Here is a 16,845-nt window from a genome sequence, read left to right as displayed (position 1 = left end):
TCTTGTCATTCACTTTGAATAGTTGTTCAGTCCTTGCGGGACGATTTGCATCTATTGCAGTGACGACGCGTTCGGCCGCGCGGGGCGTGCGGCTGGCGTGTGGGACAGGAAGCGCGCCATGGTTTACCGGCGAACGCATCAAGTGGTGAAGCGCCTTGCGGCCAGGCGCAGTGCGATCCTCGCTGCAGCGCGGGAAGCTGCGGCGGAAGGCGGGATGGCGGCGGTGCAGATCGCGCCGGTTGCGGTCCGGGCCAGTGTCGCGGCCGGAACGGTCTACCGCTACTTCCCGTCCAAGTCCGAGCTGATCTCCGAATTGATTGCCGAGGTGTCGCGCGACGAGCTCGCGGCGATCCGCCGGGCGGCCGATGCCGCGCCCGGCCCATCCTCGGCGCTGGCGGCGGCTGTCACCACCGTGGCGGTCCATACGCTGTCGCAGCGCAGGCTGGCCTGGGGCATCCTGGCCGAGCCGGTCGACGTCGATGTCAGCGCGTCCCGCCTGGCCAGCCGCCGCGAGATCGCCGGCGAGATCGCCGCGCGGATCGACGCCGCCGTGCGTGCCGGCCATTTGCCGGCGCAGGATACCGCGCTCGCCGCCACCGCGCTGCTAGGGGCGCTGCATGAGGCTCTGGTCGGGCCGCTCGCGCCCGACAATCTCGACGATCCCGCCAGGATGCGGGATGCGGTGCAGACCGTGACGCTGCTGGCCCTGCGCGCCGTCGGCGTGATGGACGCCCGGGCCCGCGGTCTGGTGGTGCAGCAGACGCTGCTGCCGGCGGCGAAGGCGTTGGTCGGAGCTTAAAAAGCCGAGCGCGGCCGGGGCCGAGGCCTGATTCCGCTCAGGCCGTTGCCCGGGCTGGGCTTTTCACAAATCCCAAGCACCTTCGCCGGCAGCGCCGGCTACTGTGCATGGGGTTGTTTTCGACATTTTTGTTTTGGCCCGCACCTGCGGGCCTACAAATTCGCATCGCCCTCGGGCCCGACCGAGGCGATGCGCACCATGTTGGTGGTGCCGGGGATGCCGAGCGGCACGCCGGCGACGATGATCACGCGCTGGCCGGCGCGGACAAAACCGTCGCGGAAGGCGATCTGGCCGGCGCGGCTCACCATGTCGTCCTGGTCGCGGGCATCGTCCGCCACCACGCAATGCACGCCCCAGACGACGGCGAGCCGGCGCCCGGCGGCCATGTTCGGCGTGATCGCCACGATCGGCGGCTTCGGTCGCTCGCGAGCCACGCGCACCGCGGTCGAGCCCGAGCTGGTCCAGCAGATCAGCGCCGGCAGGTCGAGCGTCTCGGCGATCTGCCGCGCGGCGTCTGCGATGGCGTCGCCGGCGGTGGTTTCCGGCGCGGGGCGCTGCGCGGTGATGACGGAACGATAGGTCGGATCGCGCTCGACCTCCTCGCCGATGCGGTTCATGGTCGAGACCGCTTCGACCGGGAATTTGCCGGCCGCCGATTCCGCCGACAGCATGATGGCGTCGGCGCCCTCATAGACGGCGGTGGCGACGTCGGAGACCTCGGCGCGGGTCGGCACCGGCGACTGGATCATCGATTCCAGCATCTGGGTTGCGATCACCACCGGCTTGCCGGCGCGGCGCGCCATGCGCGTCATCTGCTTCTGCAGGCTCGGCACGCGTTCCAGCGGCAGCTCGACGCCGAGGTCGCCGCGCGCCACCATCAGCGCGTCGGAGGCGTCGATGATGTCGGCGAGGCGGTCGATCGCCTGCGGCTTCTCGATCTTGGCCATCACCGCGGCGCGACCGCGGATCATCTTCTTGGCCTCGATCACATCGTCGGCGCGCTGCACGAAGGACAGCGCGATCCAGTCGACGCCGGTCACCAGCGCGGCCTCGAGGTCGGCGCGGTCCTTCGGGGTCATCGCCGAGACCGGCAGGTCGGTGTCGGGCAGGCTGACACCCTTGCGGTCGGACATCCGGCCGCCGACCACGACACGAGTCACCGCGTGCTCTTTCGAGGTCTCCTCCGCGATCAGGCGCACCTTGCCGTCGTCAAGCAGCAGCGAATGGCCGGGCCTGAGTGCAGCCAGGATCTCCGGATGCGGGAGATTGACGCGCGTGGCATCGCCCGGCGCCTTGTCGGAATCGAGCGTGAAGATCTGGCCGTTCTGGAGCTGGACCGCGCCTTCGGCGAAGGCGCCGAGCCTGAGCTTCGGGCCCTGGAGATCGACCAGGATGCCGATCGGCCGGCCATAACTGCTCTCGACGTTGCGGATCGTCGCGACCAGCTCCCGCATCTTGTCATGCGGGGTGTGGCTCATGTTGATGCGGAACAGATCGGCGCCGGCCTCGAACAGGCGGCGAATCATCGCGAGGTCCGAAGAGGCAGGTCCCAGGGTCGCGAGAATCTTGATACGGCGAAGACGCCTCATGGCTTATTTCCAGACGGTGGCGAGGGAGCTGGCGGGAGGCCAGGCGCGGCGGGGGGCGTACCACCGGGCGGACTATTGGGCAAACCCGGAACGCCGCCACCCGGGCCGACCGGGCCCGGCAGGCCGGGCACGCGCTGCTGCTGTGACGGCTGCTCGTTGGCGTCGGTAAGCTGAACCGTCCAGGCCCGCTGCTCGCCGGTATCGACCTCGAAATAGCCGGTCCGGTCATAGCCGCGCGCGAGGCAATCCTCGGTGCCGCGGATGGTGAATTCCTTGTCGCGCGAGCACATGAAGGCCTGGCCCGACCATTCACCGCCGCGGTCGTAGTCGATGGCGTAGATGTAATAGTAGCGGGCGACCAGCGTTCCCCGCAGCAGGGTCTCGCAGGAGCGGGACGAGATGTTCCACCAGCCCTCGGTGGTCCAGCCCTCGGCGTCCTTGTAGCCGAGCGCAATGCCGACCCGGCTCGAGGTGTTGTTGCAAAGCCGGAAGTCGGCGGAGGCCGGGCTGGCCCAGAGGCACAGCAGGCCAACCACCAGCACCGGGACCAACCGGGCGAGCAGGCGAAGGGGGGCGCGGGGAGATTCGGCGATCATTGTCGCGGAACGTATACCAGATGATTGACGATTTGGCGTAGGGCCGGGGACCGGCCTTCGGGGTGGCTCTGGCGCCGTTTGCGCCGTGATATGGCAAAATCTGTGACAGGCCCCCACCTGATCCCGTAAGGGTGACCCCCATCGGGGGCAGAACCAATTCAGGCCGAAGGGATCCAGCCATGGCAATCGACGACAAAACCAGAACGGAGCTCGAGGCCGCCGCTTTCCGGCGTCTGGTCGATCATCTGAGGACGCGGACCGACGTCCAGAACATCGATCTGATGAATCTGGCCGGCTTCTGCCGCAACTGCCTGTCGAACTGGCTCAAGGACGCCGCCGACGCGCAGGGCGTGGCGCTCAGCAAGGACGAGAGCCGCGAGGCCGTCTACGGCATGCCCTACGAGACCTGGAAGTCGAAATACCAGGGCGCGGCCACGCCCGAGCAGATCGAGGCGATGAAGAAGGTCCACCCCGGGCACTGAACGGCCTCGCCGGCAGTCTGGCGGTGAGTCGCACCACACAACTGCTTTCTTCGCTCAGCCGCAGGAAGGTGTGGGCGCGCTGTGGACGAGCGCGATGCTGCCTTGAACGCGAGAGCGGCGAACCCTAAGGGTCAACCAGCACGCGCGGTGAGGATGCCGGCGTCACCTCGTTTTGCCAGTTCCATTGGGAGTACCAAGATGGCCACCTCCGCCGCCGTCCGCGACGACGAGCCCGCGACGAAATTTGCCAAGGACCAGCTCAAATCCATCATCGAGCGCATTGAGCGGCTGGAGGAAGAGAAGAAGGCGATCTCCGACGACATCCGCGACGTCTACGCCGAGAGCAAGGGCAATGGCTACGACGTCAAGGCGCTGCGCACCATCGTGCGCATGCGCAAGCAGGACCCGAACGAGCGCGCCGAGGCCGAGACGATCCTCGAGACCTACATGCAGGCGCTGGGGATGCTCTGAGGCGATGCGCCTCTAGCACTGCTGCCGTAGCCCGGATGGAGCGCAGCGAAATCCGGGTTCTCGCAGTATGGAAGCATTCCCCGGATTACGCTTTCGCTCCATCCGGGCTACAAGCGTGGCGTGTTGCACTTCGTTTGTGAACGGAGACCGCTGTGACTGCGCCGCCGCTGCCGCGCGAGGTGGACCGTGCCTTCCGCGCCCTTCCGGCGCCGATCGGCAAGCGGCTACTCCAGGTGCGTGCGCTGATCTTCTCGACCGCTGCGGCGCATGAAGAGGTTGGCAAGCTCACCGAGACCCTGAAATGGGGCGAGCCGGCTTACCTGACCGATGAGAGCGGCAGCGGTAGCACGATCCGGCTCGGCCGCCTCAAGGACTCCGAGCACGCCGCCATTTTGTTCAACTGCAAGACGACGCTGGTCGATACGTTCCGCGAGCGCTTTCCCGATGAGTTCGAATATCGGCAGACCAGGGCTTTGCTGTTGCCCCTATCTGGCGCGCTGCCGAAGCAGGAGCTCACCGTCTGCCTCTCGCTGGCGTTGACATATCATCTGGATCGGCGGGGCAGGAAAGCGAGATAGAAGCTGCTGGCTTCGACACTGTAGTCTTGGAAGTGGCGAGCACGCCATTGCGCCGGTCCGGCACGCGGCCTCGATCTGCAAGATTGTCGGTCTCGGTCTCAATTGCCGCGTCCGCGTTTGGCGTCTCGTCGGGCCTGCGCCCGCTTGTTGGCCTGCGAGACTCTTCCGATTTTTTCCGGTGGGAGTTTCTTGATCCGGCGACGGCTTGGGATGGACCGCATGCCGTCCTGCGAAGTTGGGGTCGTCTGCGGGCGAGAAAACTGACGCGCCCGACGGAGTGCTAACGCCTGTCGCGCCGCTTCCCCGAGCTCCCGTCGTGCTTCAAACTTTCGGATGCGCCTCAGCTCGTTCTTGACGCGCTTGATGGCGGCAGAGAAAACCGATTGGCGCCGGTTTGCATGCTCTGCCGTGCCGGAGAAACTCTTGCCGCGCGGGTCGGCTGTTCCCTTTGTTTCGCGGCGTCGATGCCGCGACAATGTACGCTCCCTGTCGCGCAGATCCCGAAGTCGGGCGCGAAGGCTCTCAAGTCCATCGCGCTCCATCTCTCCGACCACGGGATGGTGCGTACTCAATATGACTTCGCGCTCGTCGTGGTTCAGAAGGCTGAGCTCAGACTTGCATGGAACTGACATCGCATGCTCCTACTTCGCTGTGGCGACTTCCCTTGAGATGCGGCGTCGCTGCGGAAACGCGGAACACCAAGGCAAACGCAATCGCGTCCTCGGACTTTGTCATCGCGTCCGTTCTGGGCGCATTGCCACAATGCGCGTTTGGAATGCGTAGCGATACCGGGTGGATTACCCGTTGGAAGTGGGGGAATCTCCCTTAGTGCAGATGCGCACCAGGCCGGGACGACACTTGAGCGTGTGGCGCTGTCGTGCTCCAGGATTGCGCTGCGCTTCATCCCGGCTTGCGGGACTACCGAACGGCGTGAGGGGAAAGATCTCAGCGCAGCGCCGCGGTGCGCATGACGAACGACGTCGTCTCGAGCTTCGCGGTCGCGCTGCCCGTAAAGCTGTCGCAGGACAGGCCCTGCATCGGATCGTCGGCAAAGCCCATCGCGATCACGGCCTGCGGTTTGACGAAATAGCCGCGCAGGGCAACGGTATCCAGCTCGCCCATCAGCGTCACCGACATCGCGCGGCTGGCGCTCGGCGACAACATCACGATCTTGAGCCAGATGCTTTCGCCTCTGGCAGCGGAGAGGCGGGTTGCGGTTGCGATCCTGCCGTCGATGCTCTTGCCGACCACCGTGTTGATCTCGGTCGCGGGCGCAAGGCCGCGCGTCGCGGCAACGGGGCGGCCTGTGCGCGGGACCGGCGCGGAGGCGGCGACGACGTTGGCGCGGTCGACCGGGGAGGCGGACGCCGGCGCGTAGGCCAGCGCCTGATAGGCCGCGTTGGAGACGCTCGCGGTTGCTTGCGGCTCGGTGGCGGCGGCGAGCGCCTGGCGGGCCTTCAGCGCAGCCACTTGCGCTGGCGTCGCCTGCTGCGGGGTCGCAGGGGTATCCCAGAAGCCGCGGGCATTGATGATGTCGGCCGGGGTCTCGGGCTTGCCCTCAACAGATTTGCCGGCTGTCGGCTTGTCAGCCACAGGCGCGGGCTTCGGCTTGGGCGGTACAACGAGCTGCGCATCGGCCGAAGCGAGCTGGATCGCAGCGGCGATCTGCGGCTTGGCGCGCGGCGTCGGTACCGGATCGGCCGGCTTGGCCGCGGCGGCAACCACGGTCGGCGCAACAGGCTTCGCGGCCGGGGCGGGCGCGCCCTCGTCATCCTCGTCGCCGCTCGTGGCGGCCGGAGCCGGCTTGCTCCTGAACAGGGCGGCAAAGAAATTCGGCTTGCTGCCGGAATCGTCGCCGGTGCCGCGGCGCTCGATGTCGGCCTTGGCCAGCTCATAGCCCTTCAGCGGCGTACCGTCGGTCGGGAGGTGAACCGTGCGGCCATCCGGGAAGACGCGGGCGAGCTGGTCATGCGTCATGCGCGGCCAGTGCCGGATGCTGCCGGTGTCCAGATGGACGAAGGGCGAGCCGGAGGTCGGATAGAAGCCGACGCCGCCGCGCTGCAGGCGCAGGCCGGCGAAGCGGATCTGCTCCAGCGGCACGCCCGGAATGTAGAAGTCCATCGCATGCCCCAGCATGTGCTGGCTGAAGCGCGCCACGCCGGAGGAGCGGCGGCGGAGCATGGCGTTGGTGGCGGGGGAGCGGTAGGAGGAGATGATCTGGATCGGCTGCTTGCCGTCGACGTCGCGATAGACTTCCCAGAGGATGTCGAACAGGCGACGATCCATGACCGTCTCGTCCTGGGTGCGCCAGTCGCGCAGGAAGTGGTTCAGCTGCTTCAGCGCGGCCTCGTCGAAGCGGCCATCGCGCTTGAAGGTGACGGTGAGGTCTTCGCCGGAATGGGTGTGGTGGAACGAGAGCGTCTTGGTCTCGTTCAGCGCGGCGGCGTCATGGACCGAGCCCGCGGCAGCAAGCAGCAGTGCGGAAGCGAGGCCGATCCGGGATCCGGCCTTCACTCCCGCATGGGACAACGACAGCACTGCGAATTTGCGTGCGAGACCAGTCAGCACGAATGAGCCCACCCAGTCGACGAGCGTTCAAAATGGACTCTCCCGGCAACCCCGTTAGCGCGCGAAAGAGGATGAACGCTTTCTTAAAGCGAGAAGGTTAATTCGAGGTTGACCTTCCCGCCCCCAAACCAAGTCAACGAACCTAAGCGGCTTAGTGTGGCAAAAAAACGCCCGCTGCCGGAGTTCGGGTGGAGAATGGTTAACGTTAAGCGACCCCATCCAGGGGGGATGAGGTCGCTGATCTTACTAGAGAATTTTCGACAAAGACCGGTCGGGAAGGCCCTCAGCGGGTAAACACCCGCTGCTGCTGCGGCCGGCGGCCGACCGGAGCCGGCGGTGGGGCCAGGGCCGGGGCCCCGAACAGCCGCTCGAAGAAGTTCGGACCCGACGAGCCGAAGCCGCCGCCATTGTTGGCGATCGCCACGCCCGAGGGCAGCGTCGTCGCCGGGCGCGAATAGCTCGGCTGGGAGTGTGCGACGACGTTCTCGAGGTCCTTGCCGCGACCGTTCTTCAGGATGTTGATCATGGTCGCGTCACGGCCATAGACGTCCTTGCGGATTTGCAGCTTGCCGGCATCGTCCACGAACGCGGTCTGGTAGGTGATGTTGACCGGGATCGGCGTCGGGAATTTCAGGTCGATCTCGCTCTTGCCGTACATGCTGCGCACGCGCTCCGGCGTGTACTTCTCGTTCGGCATGGCAATGTTGAGCAGAATCGAGGCGTACTGATCCGGATTCTGCACGCGCATGCAGCCATGGCTGAAGGCGCGATCTTCCTTGGCGAACAGGTTCTTGTCCGGCGTATCGTGCTGATAGACCAGGAACTTGTTCGGGAAGTTGAAGCGGATGCGGCCGAGCGCGTTGGCTTCACCGGGCGGCTGCGAGATGTGCACCGAGCCGTCGCGGTTCTGCTCGAGCCTGAGGCCCATGCGCTGGAGCACGGTCGGGTCCTGCTGAAGCGCCGGCAGGTATTCGTTGTAGACGATCGACGGCGGCACGTTCCAGGTCGGATTGACCGTGATGTACTTCATCGTCTCGGTGAGCAGCGGCGTCGCATGCGTGCCCGGCTTGCCGGTGACGACGCGGGTGGTCCAGACCTGCTGGCCGCGCTGCATCACCTTCAGCGTGTAGTCGGGAATGTTGAGGATGACATAGGCATCGCCCAGCGAGGGGACGCCGAGGTCGCGCGGCAGCCAGCGCCAGCGCTCCATGTTCACCAGCACCGTGTCGATCTGCTTGTCGCGCTTCGGGGTGTTGATCGCCTTGACGGTCTTGTCGTCGAGGATGCCGGTTACCTTCATCTCGGCGCCGCTCTGGAATTTGCGCACGGCTTCGGCGACGGTGGCGTCATAGCGGGTGTCGCCGGCGTTCTCGGCGAGGCCGAGCTTGGCGCGGAGCTGCGGCACGCGCGGATCTTCGACGACGATTTCAGCCTGCTTCTTGCCAGCCGGGGTGTATTTCAGCGCCGGGCCGTCGGCGATCTCGATCACCGGGCCGCTGCCCAGGCCGCGCAGCTCGGCGAGCTTGGCCTTCAGCTCCTTGTAGAGCTTCTGCGGCGGGTTGTAGCTGTCGAGCGCTGCGGAGGCGTCGGTTGCGGTCGTGACCTTGGCGAGCACCTCGCTCGGATCGACCGGATGCTCGGGATAGAGGATGTCGCCGCTGACCTGCGACCAGTGCATGCGGCCGCTCTGGGCCTGACGCGCATAGTCGAACATGCTGGCGGTGAGCTTCAGCTCGGCATCGGCGAGCGCATCGGGCGTCGTGGCGGCGGCGAAATCCGGTACCGGGTAGTCGGCGGGATTGAGGCCATCGGAGGCCGCATCCTTCAGCCGCGCGATCACGCCCTTGGCCGCAGCGGTCAGGCTGCCGGCCTGGGTCCAGACCGGCGCGAAGTCGCGTGCACCGTAAAACTTCTCGATCGCGGCGCGCTCGTTCTTGCGGTCGAAATGGCGCGAGGTCTTGGCGCCGATGATGTCCTTGAGCTTGTCGGCGACCGGCTGGTCGGCGGCGGGAACGTTGCTCGCGGCCTTCACGGGCTCGGCGGCCGGAGCCGCAGCGGGGGCCGCAGGCGCGGCCGGCGTTGCCGTCGCGGTGTCGGCCTTTGCTGGTTCGGATTTGGCAGACTCGGTCTTCGCGGCCTCGGACTTTGCGGGCTCGGTCTTGGCGGGCTCGGACTTGGCGGTTTCGCTCTTCGGCGCCTCAGCTGCAGGCGTGGTGGCGAGGTCGGAAGGCTTGGTCTCGACCTTGTCGGGGGCCGGTGCGGCTTCGGCCTTCACCGGTTCCCTGGTCGGCTCCTTTGCGGAGTCCTGAACCGTCGCGGTGGTGTCGAGCTTGATGTCGGATGCGGTCGGGGGCGGGACGTTGGCGGGTTCGGGGCGCGGGATCGCGGCTTCGATCGCGAGTTCGGCGGCGCTGCTGCGCGCCTGATCCTGCGCCAGGGCCGAGCTGGCCGATACCGTGAGGAAGGTCGCCGCAACCGTCATCAAGACGCGGTCAAAGCCCGCACGGTGGTTCAAACAGTCACGCATTGTGTCGCACCCCTCGGGTGAACTGTCCCTCGTGGAACAGCTTCATTATCGCCTAATGAGCTTCGGCTAAACTGCGCCGGCCGCTCGAAAGTTGCACGCCTGCACGCAACGATTCATACGCGGACGAACGAATCCTACGCAGACGATATACAGGCCCCGTTTTGGCGGCCAGCGCTACCCGGGACAACTCACGACAAACTGACTTCAAGAATGCCCGTTTGCAACGGATTGTGCGGCTTTGGCAGACGCTTTTCCGCGTGTCTGTCACTTCCAAGTCACGGTTCGCGTCGCAACCGGATTTTGCCGTAATGCGAAGGGCTTGCGGCCTCATCGCAACGCCAGGCGAACCTCCGTTCGCATGAGGCTCAGGGCGTCTCCTCACCGCTTTTGCCGCCATGTCCGGGAACCCCGGCTTCGTCGAGCTTGCGGTAGAGCGTGGACCGGCCGATTTTGAGGCGGCGGGCGACCTCGGACATCTGCCCCCGATAATGCGAGATCGCAAAGCGGATGATCTCGTTCTCCATGTCTTCCAGCGGGCGGACGTCGCCGGTGGGGGTCAGCATGGAAAGGGTGCCCGCCAGCGGCAGCGGCGCGATCGGTATTTCACCACCCGACACCACCGAGGGTGCCGCCATCGGCTCGAGCATCAGCGGCGCGGTCGGGATGTCCGTCGCCAGATGCGGTTGCGGGGTGAGCAGGGGGAAGTCGGCAAGGTCAAGCTGGTCGCCCTCGCTCATCACCACCGCGCGGTAGACCGCGTTTTCGAGCTGGCGGATGTTCCCGGGCCAGTCGAGCTGGGCGAGGTGCGCCACGGCCTCGCCGCTGATGCCGGTGATGAGGCGGTTCTCCTCGGCAGCAAAGCGCGCCAGGAAATGCCGGAGCAGATGCGGGATGTCCTCACGTCGCGCCCGCAGCGAGGGGATTGTCAGCGGCAGCACGTGGAGGCGATAGAACAGATCTTCGCGGAAATGGCCCTGCTTCACCCGCTCCAGCAGCCTGCGGTTGGTCGCGGAGATGATCCGGACGTCGACCTTCAACGGCTTGCGCCCGCCGACCGACTCGACCGCGCCTTCCTGAAGCGCGCGCAGCAGCTTGACCTGCGCGGTGAGCGGCAGCTCGCTGACCTCGTCCAGGAACAGCGTGCCGCCATGAGCCTCGACGAACTTGCCGGTGTGCCGTTCGGTGGCGCCGGTGAAGGCGCCTTTCTCGTGGCCGAACAGGATCGACTCGACCAAATTGTCGGGGATCGCGCCGCAATTGACCGCGACGAACGGCTTGGCCTTGCGCTCGCCACTGCCATGGATGGCGCGTGCGAACATCTCCTTGCCGACGCCGGACTCGCCCTCGATCAGCACGGGGATCGACGAGCCTGCCGCCTTCTGCGCGGCGCGCATCACGGCCGCCATCGCCTCGGCGCGGGTGATGATGTCGGAGAAAGTCAGCCGGCCCTCGCGGCTGTGACGGATACGCTGCAACTCGCCCTTGAGCGCGGAGGCATTGAGTGCGTTGCGCAGAGAAACCTGGAGCCGCTCCAAGCCAACCGGCTTGACGACGAAATCGGCCGCGCCTGCGCGCATCGCCGAGATCACGTTGTCGATGCCGCCATGGGCGGTCTGCACGATGATGGGGACGCCGAGGCCGGCCTCGCGGATTTTCGCCAGCACGCCCATGCCGTCGAGGCCGGGCATCACGAGATCGAGGATGACGGCATCGATCGCCGGTGCATCGGGGGCGGTGAGGGCGGCGATCGCGGCGTCGCCGGAGTCCACGACGACCGTCTCATAGCCGCATTTCTGCACCATGTTCTCGACCAGCCGGCGGGCTACAGCGTCGTCGTCGGCGATCAAAATACAGGCAGCCATGGTGTTCCCCGCACGCTACTACTATCTGTCTCGAATCGGGTCACTCTGGCCGAAGCCGATTAACGCACTCTTAAACCTTGATGCCCCCGCCCGCCGTCGCGCTTGTTGAACACAGGTTTCCCACAAAATGAATTCGCGCTCCAAATCTGCTCTAAAGAAGTCTGCCTCCAGCAAGCCCGCTCTCCGCAAGCCAAGCACCAGGAAATCCGCCGCCAAGGCAAAGTCCTCCAAATCTTCGCCCGCAAAGCCTGCGAGCAAGACCGGCAGGCTTCCGGAGTGGAACCTCGCCGACCTCTATTCCGGGATCGATGCGCCGGAAGTGGCGCGCGATCTCGAAAGGATGGACGCCGATTGCGTCGCGTTCGAGACCGACTACAAGGGCAAGCTCGCCACAGGGACAGCAAACGAAGATGGCGGAAAATGGCTCGCCGAGGCGGTGCGACGCTATGAGGCGATCGACGATCTCGCCGGCCGTCTCGGCTCCTATGCCGGTCTCGTCCATGCCGGCGACAGCGTTGATCCCAAGATTTCAAAGTTTTACGGCGATGTCTCGGAGCGGCTGACGGCGGCGTCCACGCATCTCCTGTTCTTCGCGCTCGAGCTCAACCGCGTCGATGACGATATTTTGAACCGCGCGATGCAGGCTGCCGAGCTCGCGCATTACCGTCCCTGGATCGAGGATCTGCGCAAGGAGAAGCCGTACCAGCTCGACGACAAGCTCGAGCAGCTCTTCCTGGAGAAGTCGCAGACCGGCTATTCCGCCTTCAACCGGCTGTTCGATCAGACCATCTCGGGCCTGCGCTTCAAGGTCGGCGCCAAAGAGCTCGCGATCGAGCCGACGCTCAATTTTTTGCAGGACCGCGACGGCGCCAAGCGTAAGGCCGCGGCCGAAGCGCTGGCGAAAACCTTCAAGGCCAATGAGCGCACCTTTGCGCTGATCACCAACACGCTCGCCAAGGACAAGGACATCTCCGACCGCTGGCGCGGCTTTCAGGATGTCGCGGATTCCCGTCACCTGAACAACCGCGTCGAGCGCGAGGTGGTGGATGCGCTGGTTGCCTCGGTGCGCGCGGCCTATCCAAAGCTGTCGCATCGCTATTATGCGTTGAAGGCGAAGTGGTTCGGCAAGAAGCGGCTGGCTTACTGGGACCGCAACGCGCCGCTGCCGTTCGCCGCGACCGACCTGATCGGCTGGCCCGATGCGCGCAACATGGTGCTGACGGCCTATCGCGGCTTCTCGCCAAAAATGGCCGAGATCGCCGAGCGCTTCTTCACCGATCGCTGGATCGACGCGCCGGTGCGTCCGGGCAAGGCGCCGGGCGCGTTCTCACATCCGACCACGCCGTCGGCGCATCCTTACGTGCTGATGAACTACCAGGGCAAGCCGCGCGACGTGATGACGCTCGCGCATGAGCTCGGCCATGGCGTGCACCAGGTGCTGGCTGCGAAGAACGGCGCGCTGATGGCGCCGACGCCGCTGACGCTGGCCGAGACCGCGAGCGTGTTCGGCGAGATGCTGACCTTCCGGCGGCTGCTGGCGCAGACCAAGAGCGCCAGGCAGCGCCAGGCGCTGCTCGCCGGCAAGGTCGAGGACATGATCAACACCGTGGTGCGGCAGATCGCGTTCTATTCGTTCGAGCGCGCGGTCCATACCGAGCGCAAGAACGGCGAGCTCACCGCGACGCGGCTTGGCGAGATCTGGCTGTCGGTGCAGGGCGAGAGCCTCGGGCCGGCCATCGAGATCAAGGCGGGCTACGAGAACTACTGGATGTACATCCCGCACTTCATCCACTCGCCGTTCTACGTCTACGCCTATGCCTTCGGCGATTGTCTCGTGAACTCGCTCTACGCCGTCTACGAGAATGCGGCCGAGGGCTTTGCCGAGCGCTATCTCGACATGCTCGCCGCCGGCGGCACCAAGCATTATTCCGAGCTGCTGCGGCCGTTCGGGCTCGATGCCAAGGATCCCAAATTCTGGGACGGCGGTCTCTCGGTCATTGCCGGGATGATCGACGAACTCGAGGCGATGGGCTGAGGCGAAGCGCGAGTTCCTTCCCAGCGCACGGAATGCGGGTGTCGCAAGTTTTTGCGGCCCCCAGTTCCATCTATGGGCGCGGGCGATCTTCGCGGCGGAGGCCGGCAATTTGCTACGTGGGATTGAACGTTCGCGCGGCCCGCAAGACTAACTCAACAGATACTCGGAAATGATTTTCTACTATTGATTGTGGATTGATCGGTTTCTCCCTGGGGAGGCACCCATGCTCCATCAAGGGCCCGCCACGCCGGCTCCGATGGCGAGAAATGCTGCCGCCGTCGATCAGGAAACGCCCTGGTGCGAGAAGCACCATCAGATCGTCTGCGATGAGATCGAGGCGATCAACACCCGACGCGAGCCGGAACGGCGCCTCGATGCCGACGGCCTGCAACCTTGCCAGTTGCTCGACGTCGTCGGGCTCGCGTTGTCCGGCGGTGGCATTCGTTCGTCGGCCGTTTGCCTCGGCGTGCTCCAGGCACTGAACCACCACAATCTGATCGGCCGGATCGACTATCTCTCCACTGTGTCGGGCGGTGGCTATATCGGCACCTCGCTCAGCGCCACCATGACGACGGCACGGCGCTTTGTGTTCGGCGAAAGACCCGCCGGCGGAACCGTCACGTCCGCCGAAATCAGCGATACGCCGTCGGTCGGACACCTGCGCAACTATTCCAACTATCTGATCCCTGCCGGGGCCCGCGATCTTCTGACCGGAGTTGCGATCGTCGTGCGGGGACTGGTCGCCAATATCGGGTTGACGTTGCCCATCGTGCTGCTGCTTGCCGCCGTCACCATCTGGTCGACGCCGCTGCGGAGCTGCCTGACGGATGCGAACATCTTCGGCATCAGTCTCAACAACAGGTCGTTGTGCGAGCTGCATGATTTCAGCGACATCGATCGCTACGGGTTCAGTACATTCGGCCTGGTCGTCGCGCTGGTGATGTTCGCTTGCAGCGGGCTCGCCTATTTCGCCTCCCGCTCCGTCCGCGGCAGCGGTCCCAGCGTCGTCTTCGCCTATATTGGCGGGATCGCGCTGTTGCTGGGCGTCGCGTGCGACTTCGCGCGGTTTCTCAAGGTCCAGCATTTTGCGTTGAGCCTGTCGATCGCAATCATCGGGGGCGTCCTGTTTTTCGGATGGGCGCTCAAGCAGTCGCTCGCGAGCCCCGGCAAGCGACAGGAGTTCCGATCGCATTGGCCGAGCATGGGCGCGACCTTCCTGGTGCTGCTGGCGGTGATCGCCTTCTTCGAGTTTCAACCCTTCATGCTGGAGCAGATGTTCGATGTCGCCGAGAGCAGCGCAATCGGCGGACCAGCCGCTGCAGTCGCGATCACCTGGATCAAGTCGCTCGCGGCGGTGGCTGCACCAATCGGTGTCTTCGTCACCGCGTTCAGGCAGCAATTCGTGGAATTGCTGAAGGGCAACAGCGCATCCTCGCAATGGGGCTCGCTTGTGCTCGCGGTCGTCGCCAAGGTCGCGCTATGGATCGCGGGCCTTGCGCTTCCGCTCGTCATCTGGGTCGCATACCTCTATCTGTCCTATTGGGGCATCGCCAACGATCTGTTCGAGAGGTGCCCTTCCGTTATGGGCGCAACCTCCCAGCGAGAGTGCCTAGTCAATGCCAAATCGAACGCGCCGTCCGGCAGCCTCGCAGGCAGGATTCAGTTCGATGCCAGCAAGGGGACCTTGTCGGCGGAAATCACGCCGAAAGCCGCACCGCAGGTCGTGGCGGATGCCGAGCAGCTGACGCCGACCTGGCACACGCCCGCCTGGCTCCTGTTCCTGGCTCAGAAAGCGGGGCAGGTGGTTCAGGTGCGTTTTCCCAGTCTGTTCCAGGGCAACGCTTCGGAGCTCGCCTACTCCTACAGTCTGCACATGGTGATCCTCTACACGTTCGCCGGCATCCTGCTGTTCGCCATCTCGTTCTGCCTGACGCCGAATGCGAACTCGTTGCACCGGCTCTATCGCGATCGCCTGAGCAAGGCCTTCCTGTTCGATCCGACGCGTTCGGCCGACGGGCGCGTCGCGCCCGCCGAAGCCAGTCTCGACCAGGGGCGCGATTTCAAGGCGCTCGATCGCATGAAGCTGACGGATCTCTACGCCGCTCCGGCCGCGACGGCCCGGATTCCAGGGCAGCAGGCTGCGCCGAAGCTGCACGCGCCCTATCAGCTCATCAATACGGCGCTGAATATTCAAGGCTCCGACTTTGCCAACCGGCGCGGACGCAACGCGGACTTCTTCGTGTTCTCCGCCCTGAACGTCGGCAGCGAGGCGACGGGCTATGCGCCCACCGCTCTGGTGCAGGACGACGAGCAAAGTCTCGATCTCGCCACCGCAATGGCGATTTCCGGAGCTGCGGCCTCCTCGAACATGGGGTCGAGCTCGATCAAGGCGCTGACGCCCACGCTTGCGCTCCTCAACGTCCGGCTCGGCTACTGGCTGAAGAACCCGCGTTATGTCGATGAGCGTGTCCGGCCGCAGCGCCGCTCCACGCCGATCTATTTCTGGTCGGAGATCTCGGGGCGCCTGTACGAGAACAGCGACAGCGTCTATCTGACGGACGGCGGCCACATCGAGAATCTCGGCGTCTACGAGCTGTTGCGCCGCCGCTGCAAGGTGATCATCGCGGTCGATTCGGAAGCCGATGCGCCGATGAATTTCGGTTCCCTGATGACGTTGCAGCGTTACGCCCGCATCGATCTCGGCGCCCGCATCGACCTGCCATGGACGCCGATTCGCGAGCGCACGCGTGCGCTGATGGCGCGCAATGCCGACAAGGCGGGTGATCCCGGCGCGGCCGACGAGCGCGACGACATTGCGCGAGACCACGTCCACGTCGCGATCGGCACCATCGACTATGGAGGCGACGAGCAGGGCTATCTCGTTTACGTCAAATCGTCGCTCAATGGCGACGAGAACGACTATATCCGGGACTACGCCCGGCGAAACGACCGCTTCCCGCACGAGACCACGGGTGACCAGTTCTTCTCGGAAGAGCAGTTCGAGGTCTACCGCGCGCTCGGCTTCCACATGGCGCACGGTTTCCTGTCCGGTGACAATCCGGTCGCGGTCGGGTCCGGCGTCGATCCGCATATGGCCCGATTCACCGAAGCGGGCGAGCCGGCGATCGACGCGGTCCGCAAGGCGCTGGGTCTTCCGGTACCCCGGCGGCAAACCGCGAGCGTCACCGCCACGATGATCGATCAGGGCTGAACAGCGCGACAGCCGGATTCCCGGCAATCGGAATTCCAAATCACCTGATTTGCCCGAAAACCGGCCATCGGTGCCGTTGCCCTGCCCGAAGGTTTGCGGTATCCCAGCCCAAGAATTCGACTTTCGA

Annotated in this window: 12 protein-coding genes; 6 read left to right on the top strand and 6 right to left on the bottom strand. The window is 65.3% G+C overall.

The window, feature by feature from the left end:
- Window positions 1–118 precede the first annotated feature (118 nt).
- A complete protein-coding gene (locus AB7008_RS42030; RefSeq protein WP_028161058.1) occupies window positions 119–799 on the top strand; it encodes a TetR/AcrR family transcriptional regulator in 681 nt (226 codons plus the stop codon).
- Between the two features lie 152 nt (window positions 800–951).
- On the opposite strand, the gene pyk is transcribed toward AB7008_RS42030, so the two are convergent.
- Window positions 952–2,388: a pyruvate kinase gene (gene pyk, locus AB7008_RS42025; protein ID WP_304491371.1), complete on the bottom strand. Its 1,437-nt coding sequence runs from the start codon at window positions 2,386–2,388 to the stop codon at window positions 952–954.
- Entirely contained in the window at window positions 2,385–2,984 is a 600-nt protein-coding gene (locus tag AB7008_RS42020) for a DUF1036 domain-containing protein (RefSeq protein WP_014492424.1), read from the bottom strand. Before AB7008_RS42020 ends, pyk begins: the two co-directional genes overlap by 4 nt.
- 179 nt (window positions 2,985–3,163) lie before the next feature.
- Here AB7008_RS42020 and AB7008_RS42015 point away from each other — a divergent pair, with 179 nt between their 5' ends.
- From AB7008_RS42015 to AB7008_RS42005, 3 genes are all read left to right on the top strand, one after another.
- Complete coding sequence (locus AB7008_RS42015) at window positions 3,164–3,466, top strand: DUF1244 domain-containing protein (RefSeq protein ID WP_304491370.1); 303 nt, start codon at window positions 3,164–3,166, stop codon at window positions 3,464–3,466.
- Between the two features lie 198 nt (window positions 3,467–3,664).
- Complete coding sequence (locus AB7008_RS42010; protein WP_014492426.1) at window positions 3,665–3,937, top strand: DUF2312 domain-containing protein; 273 nt, start codon at window positions 3,665–3,667, stop codon at window positions 3,935–3,937.
- Between the two features lie 152 nt (window positions 3,938–4,089).
- Window positions 4,090–4,515, top strand: a complete 426-nt coding sequence (locus AB7008_RS42005) for a DUF1801 domain-containing protein (RefSeq protein ID WP_304491369.1) — start codon at window positions 4,090–4,092, stop codon at window positions 4,513–4,515.
- A 98-nt stretch (window positions 4,516–4,613) separates the two neighbouring features.
- Here the strand turns inward: AB7008_RS42005 and AB7008_RS42000 are convergent, their stop codons facing one another.
- The 4 genes from AB7008_RS42000 to AB7008_RS41985 all read right to left on the bottom strand — a co-directional run bounded on the left by AB7008_RS42000 (window position 4,614) and on the right by AB7008_RS41985 (window position 11,472).
- On the bottom strand, window positions 4,614–5,147 hold the full coding sequence (locus AB7008_RS42000; protein WP_304491368.1) for a hypothetical protein: 534 nt from the start codon (window positions 5,145–5,147) through the stop codon (window positions 4,614–4,616).
- 313 nt (window positions 5,148–5,460) lie between these two features.
- Window positions 5,461–7,083, bottom strand: a complete 1,623-nt coding sequence (locus tag AB7008_RS41995) for a DUF882 domain-containing protein (protein WP_304491367.1) — start codon at window positions 7,081–7,083, stop codon at window positions 5,461–5,463.
- A 283-nt stretch (window positions 7,084–7,366) separates the two neighbouring features.
- Complete coding sequence (locus AB7008_RS41990) at window positions 7,367–9,610, bottom strand: L,D-transpeptidase family protein (RefSeq protein WP_304491366.1); 2,244 nt, start codon at window positions 9,608–9,610, stop codon at window positions 7,367–7,369.
- Between the two features lie 365 nt (window positions 9,611–9,975).
- Window positions 9,976–11,472 carry a sigma-54-dependent transcriptional regulator gene (locus tag AB7008_RS41985; protein ID WP_441260748.1) on the bottom strand — a complete coding sequence of 499 codons (1,497 nt, stop codon included), beginning with the start codon at window positions 11,470–11,472 and terminating at the stop codon, window positions 9,976–9,978.
- Between the two features lie 127 nt (window positions 11,473–11,599).
- Here AB7008_RS41985 and AB7008_RS41980 point away from each other — a divergent pair, with 127 nt between their 5' ends.
- Window positions 11,600–13,507 carry a M3 family oligoendopeptidase gene (locus AB7008_RS41980; protein ID WP_441260747.1) on the top strand — a complete coding sequence of 636 codons (1,908 nt, stop codon included), beginning with the start codon at window positions 11,600–11,602 and terminating at the stop codon, window positions 13,505–13,507.
- 223 nt (window positions 13,508–13,730) lie between these two features.
- Complete coding sequence (locus AB7008_RS41975; protein ID WP_304491363.1) at window positions 13,731–16,718, top strand: cell division protein; 2,988 nt, start codon at window positions 13,731–13,733, stop codon at window positions 16,716–16,718.
- Window positions 16,719–16,845 lie beyond the last annotated feature (127 nt).

It is taken from the genome of Bradyrhizobium sp. 521_C7_N1_3, from assembly GCF_052075975.1.
GTDB classification, from domain to species: Bacteria; Pseudomonadota; Alphaproteobacteria; order Rhizobiales; family Xanthobacteraceae; genus Bradyrhizobium; species Bradyrhizobium japonicum.
This window is presented reverse-complemented; position numbering and strand designations above follow the sequence as displayed.

Bases quoted from the DNA above. Each gene is read 5' to 3' on its own strand.
- AB7008_RS42000 (WP_304491368.1), bottom strand. From the start codon at position 5,147: ATGTCAGTTCCATGCAAGTCTGAGCTCAGCCTTCTGAACCACGACGAG.
- AB7008_RS41980 (WP_441260747.1), top strand. From the start codon at position 11,600: ATGAATTCGCGCTCCAAATCTGCTCTAAAGAAGTCTGCCTCCAGCAAG.
- AB7008_RS41975 (WP_304491363.1), top strand. From the start codon at position 13,731: ATGCTCCATCAAGGGCCCGCCACGCCGGCTCCGATGGCGAGAAATGCT.
- AB7008_RS42020 (WP_014492424.1), bottom strand. From the start codon at position 2,984: ATGATCGCCGAATCTCCCCGCGCCCCCCTTCGCCTGCTCGCCCGGTTG.
- AB7008_RS41990 (WP_304491366.1), bottom strand. From the start codon at position 9,610: ATGCGTGACTGTTTGAACCACCGTGCGGGCTTTGACCGCGTCTTGATG.
- AB7008_RS41985 (WP_441260748.1), bottom strand. From the start codon at position 11,472: ATGGCTGCCTGTATTTTGATCGCCGACGACGACGCTGTAGCCCGCCGG.
- AB7008_RS42030 (WP_028161058.1), top strand. From the start codon at position 119: ATGGTTTACCGGCGAACGCATCAAGTGGTGAAGCGCCTTGCGGCCAGG.
- pyk (WP_304491371.1), bottom strand. From the start codon at position 2,388: ATGAGGCGTCTTCGCCGTATCAAGATTCTCGCGACCCTGGGACCTGCC.
- AB7008_RS42015 (WP_304491370.1), top strand. From the start codon at position 3,164: ATGGCAATCGACGACAAAACCAGAACGGAGCTCGAGGCCGCCGCTTTC.
- AB7008_RS42010 (WP_014492426.1), top strand. From the start codon at position 3,665: ATGGCCACCTCCGCCGCCGTCCGCGACGACGAGCCCGCGACGAAATTT.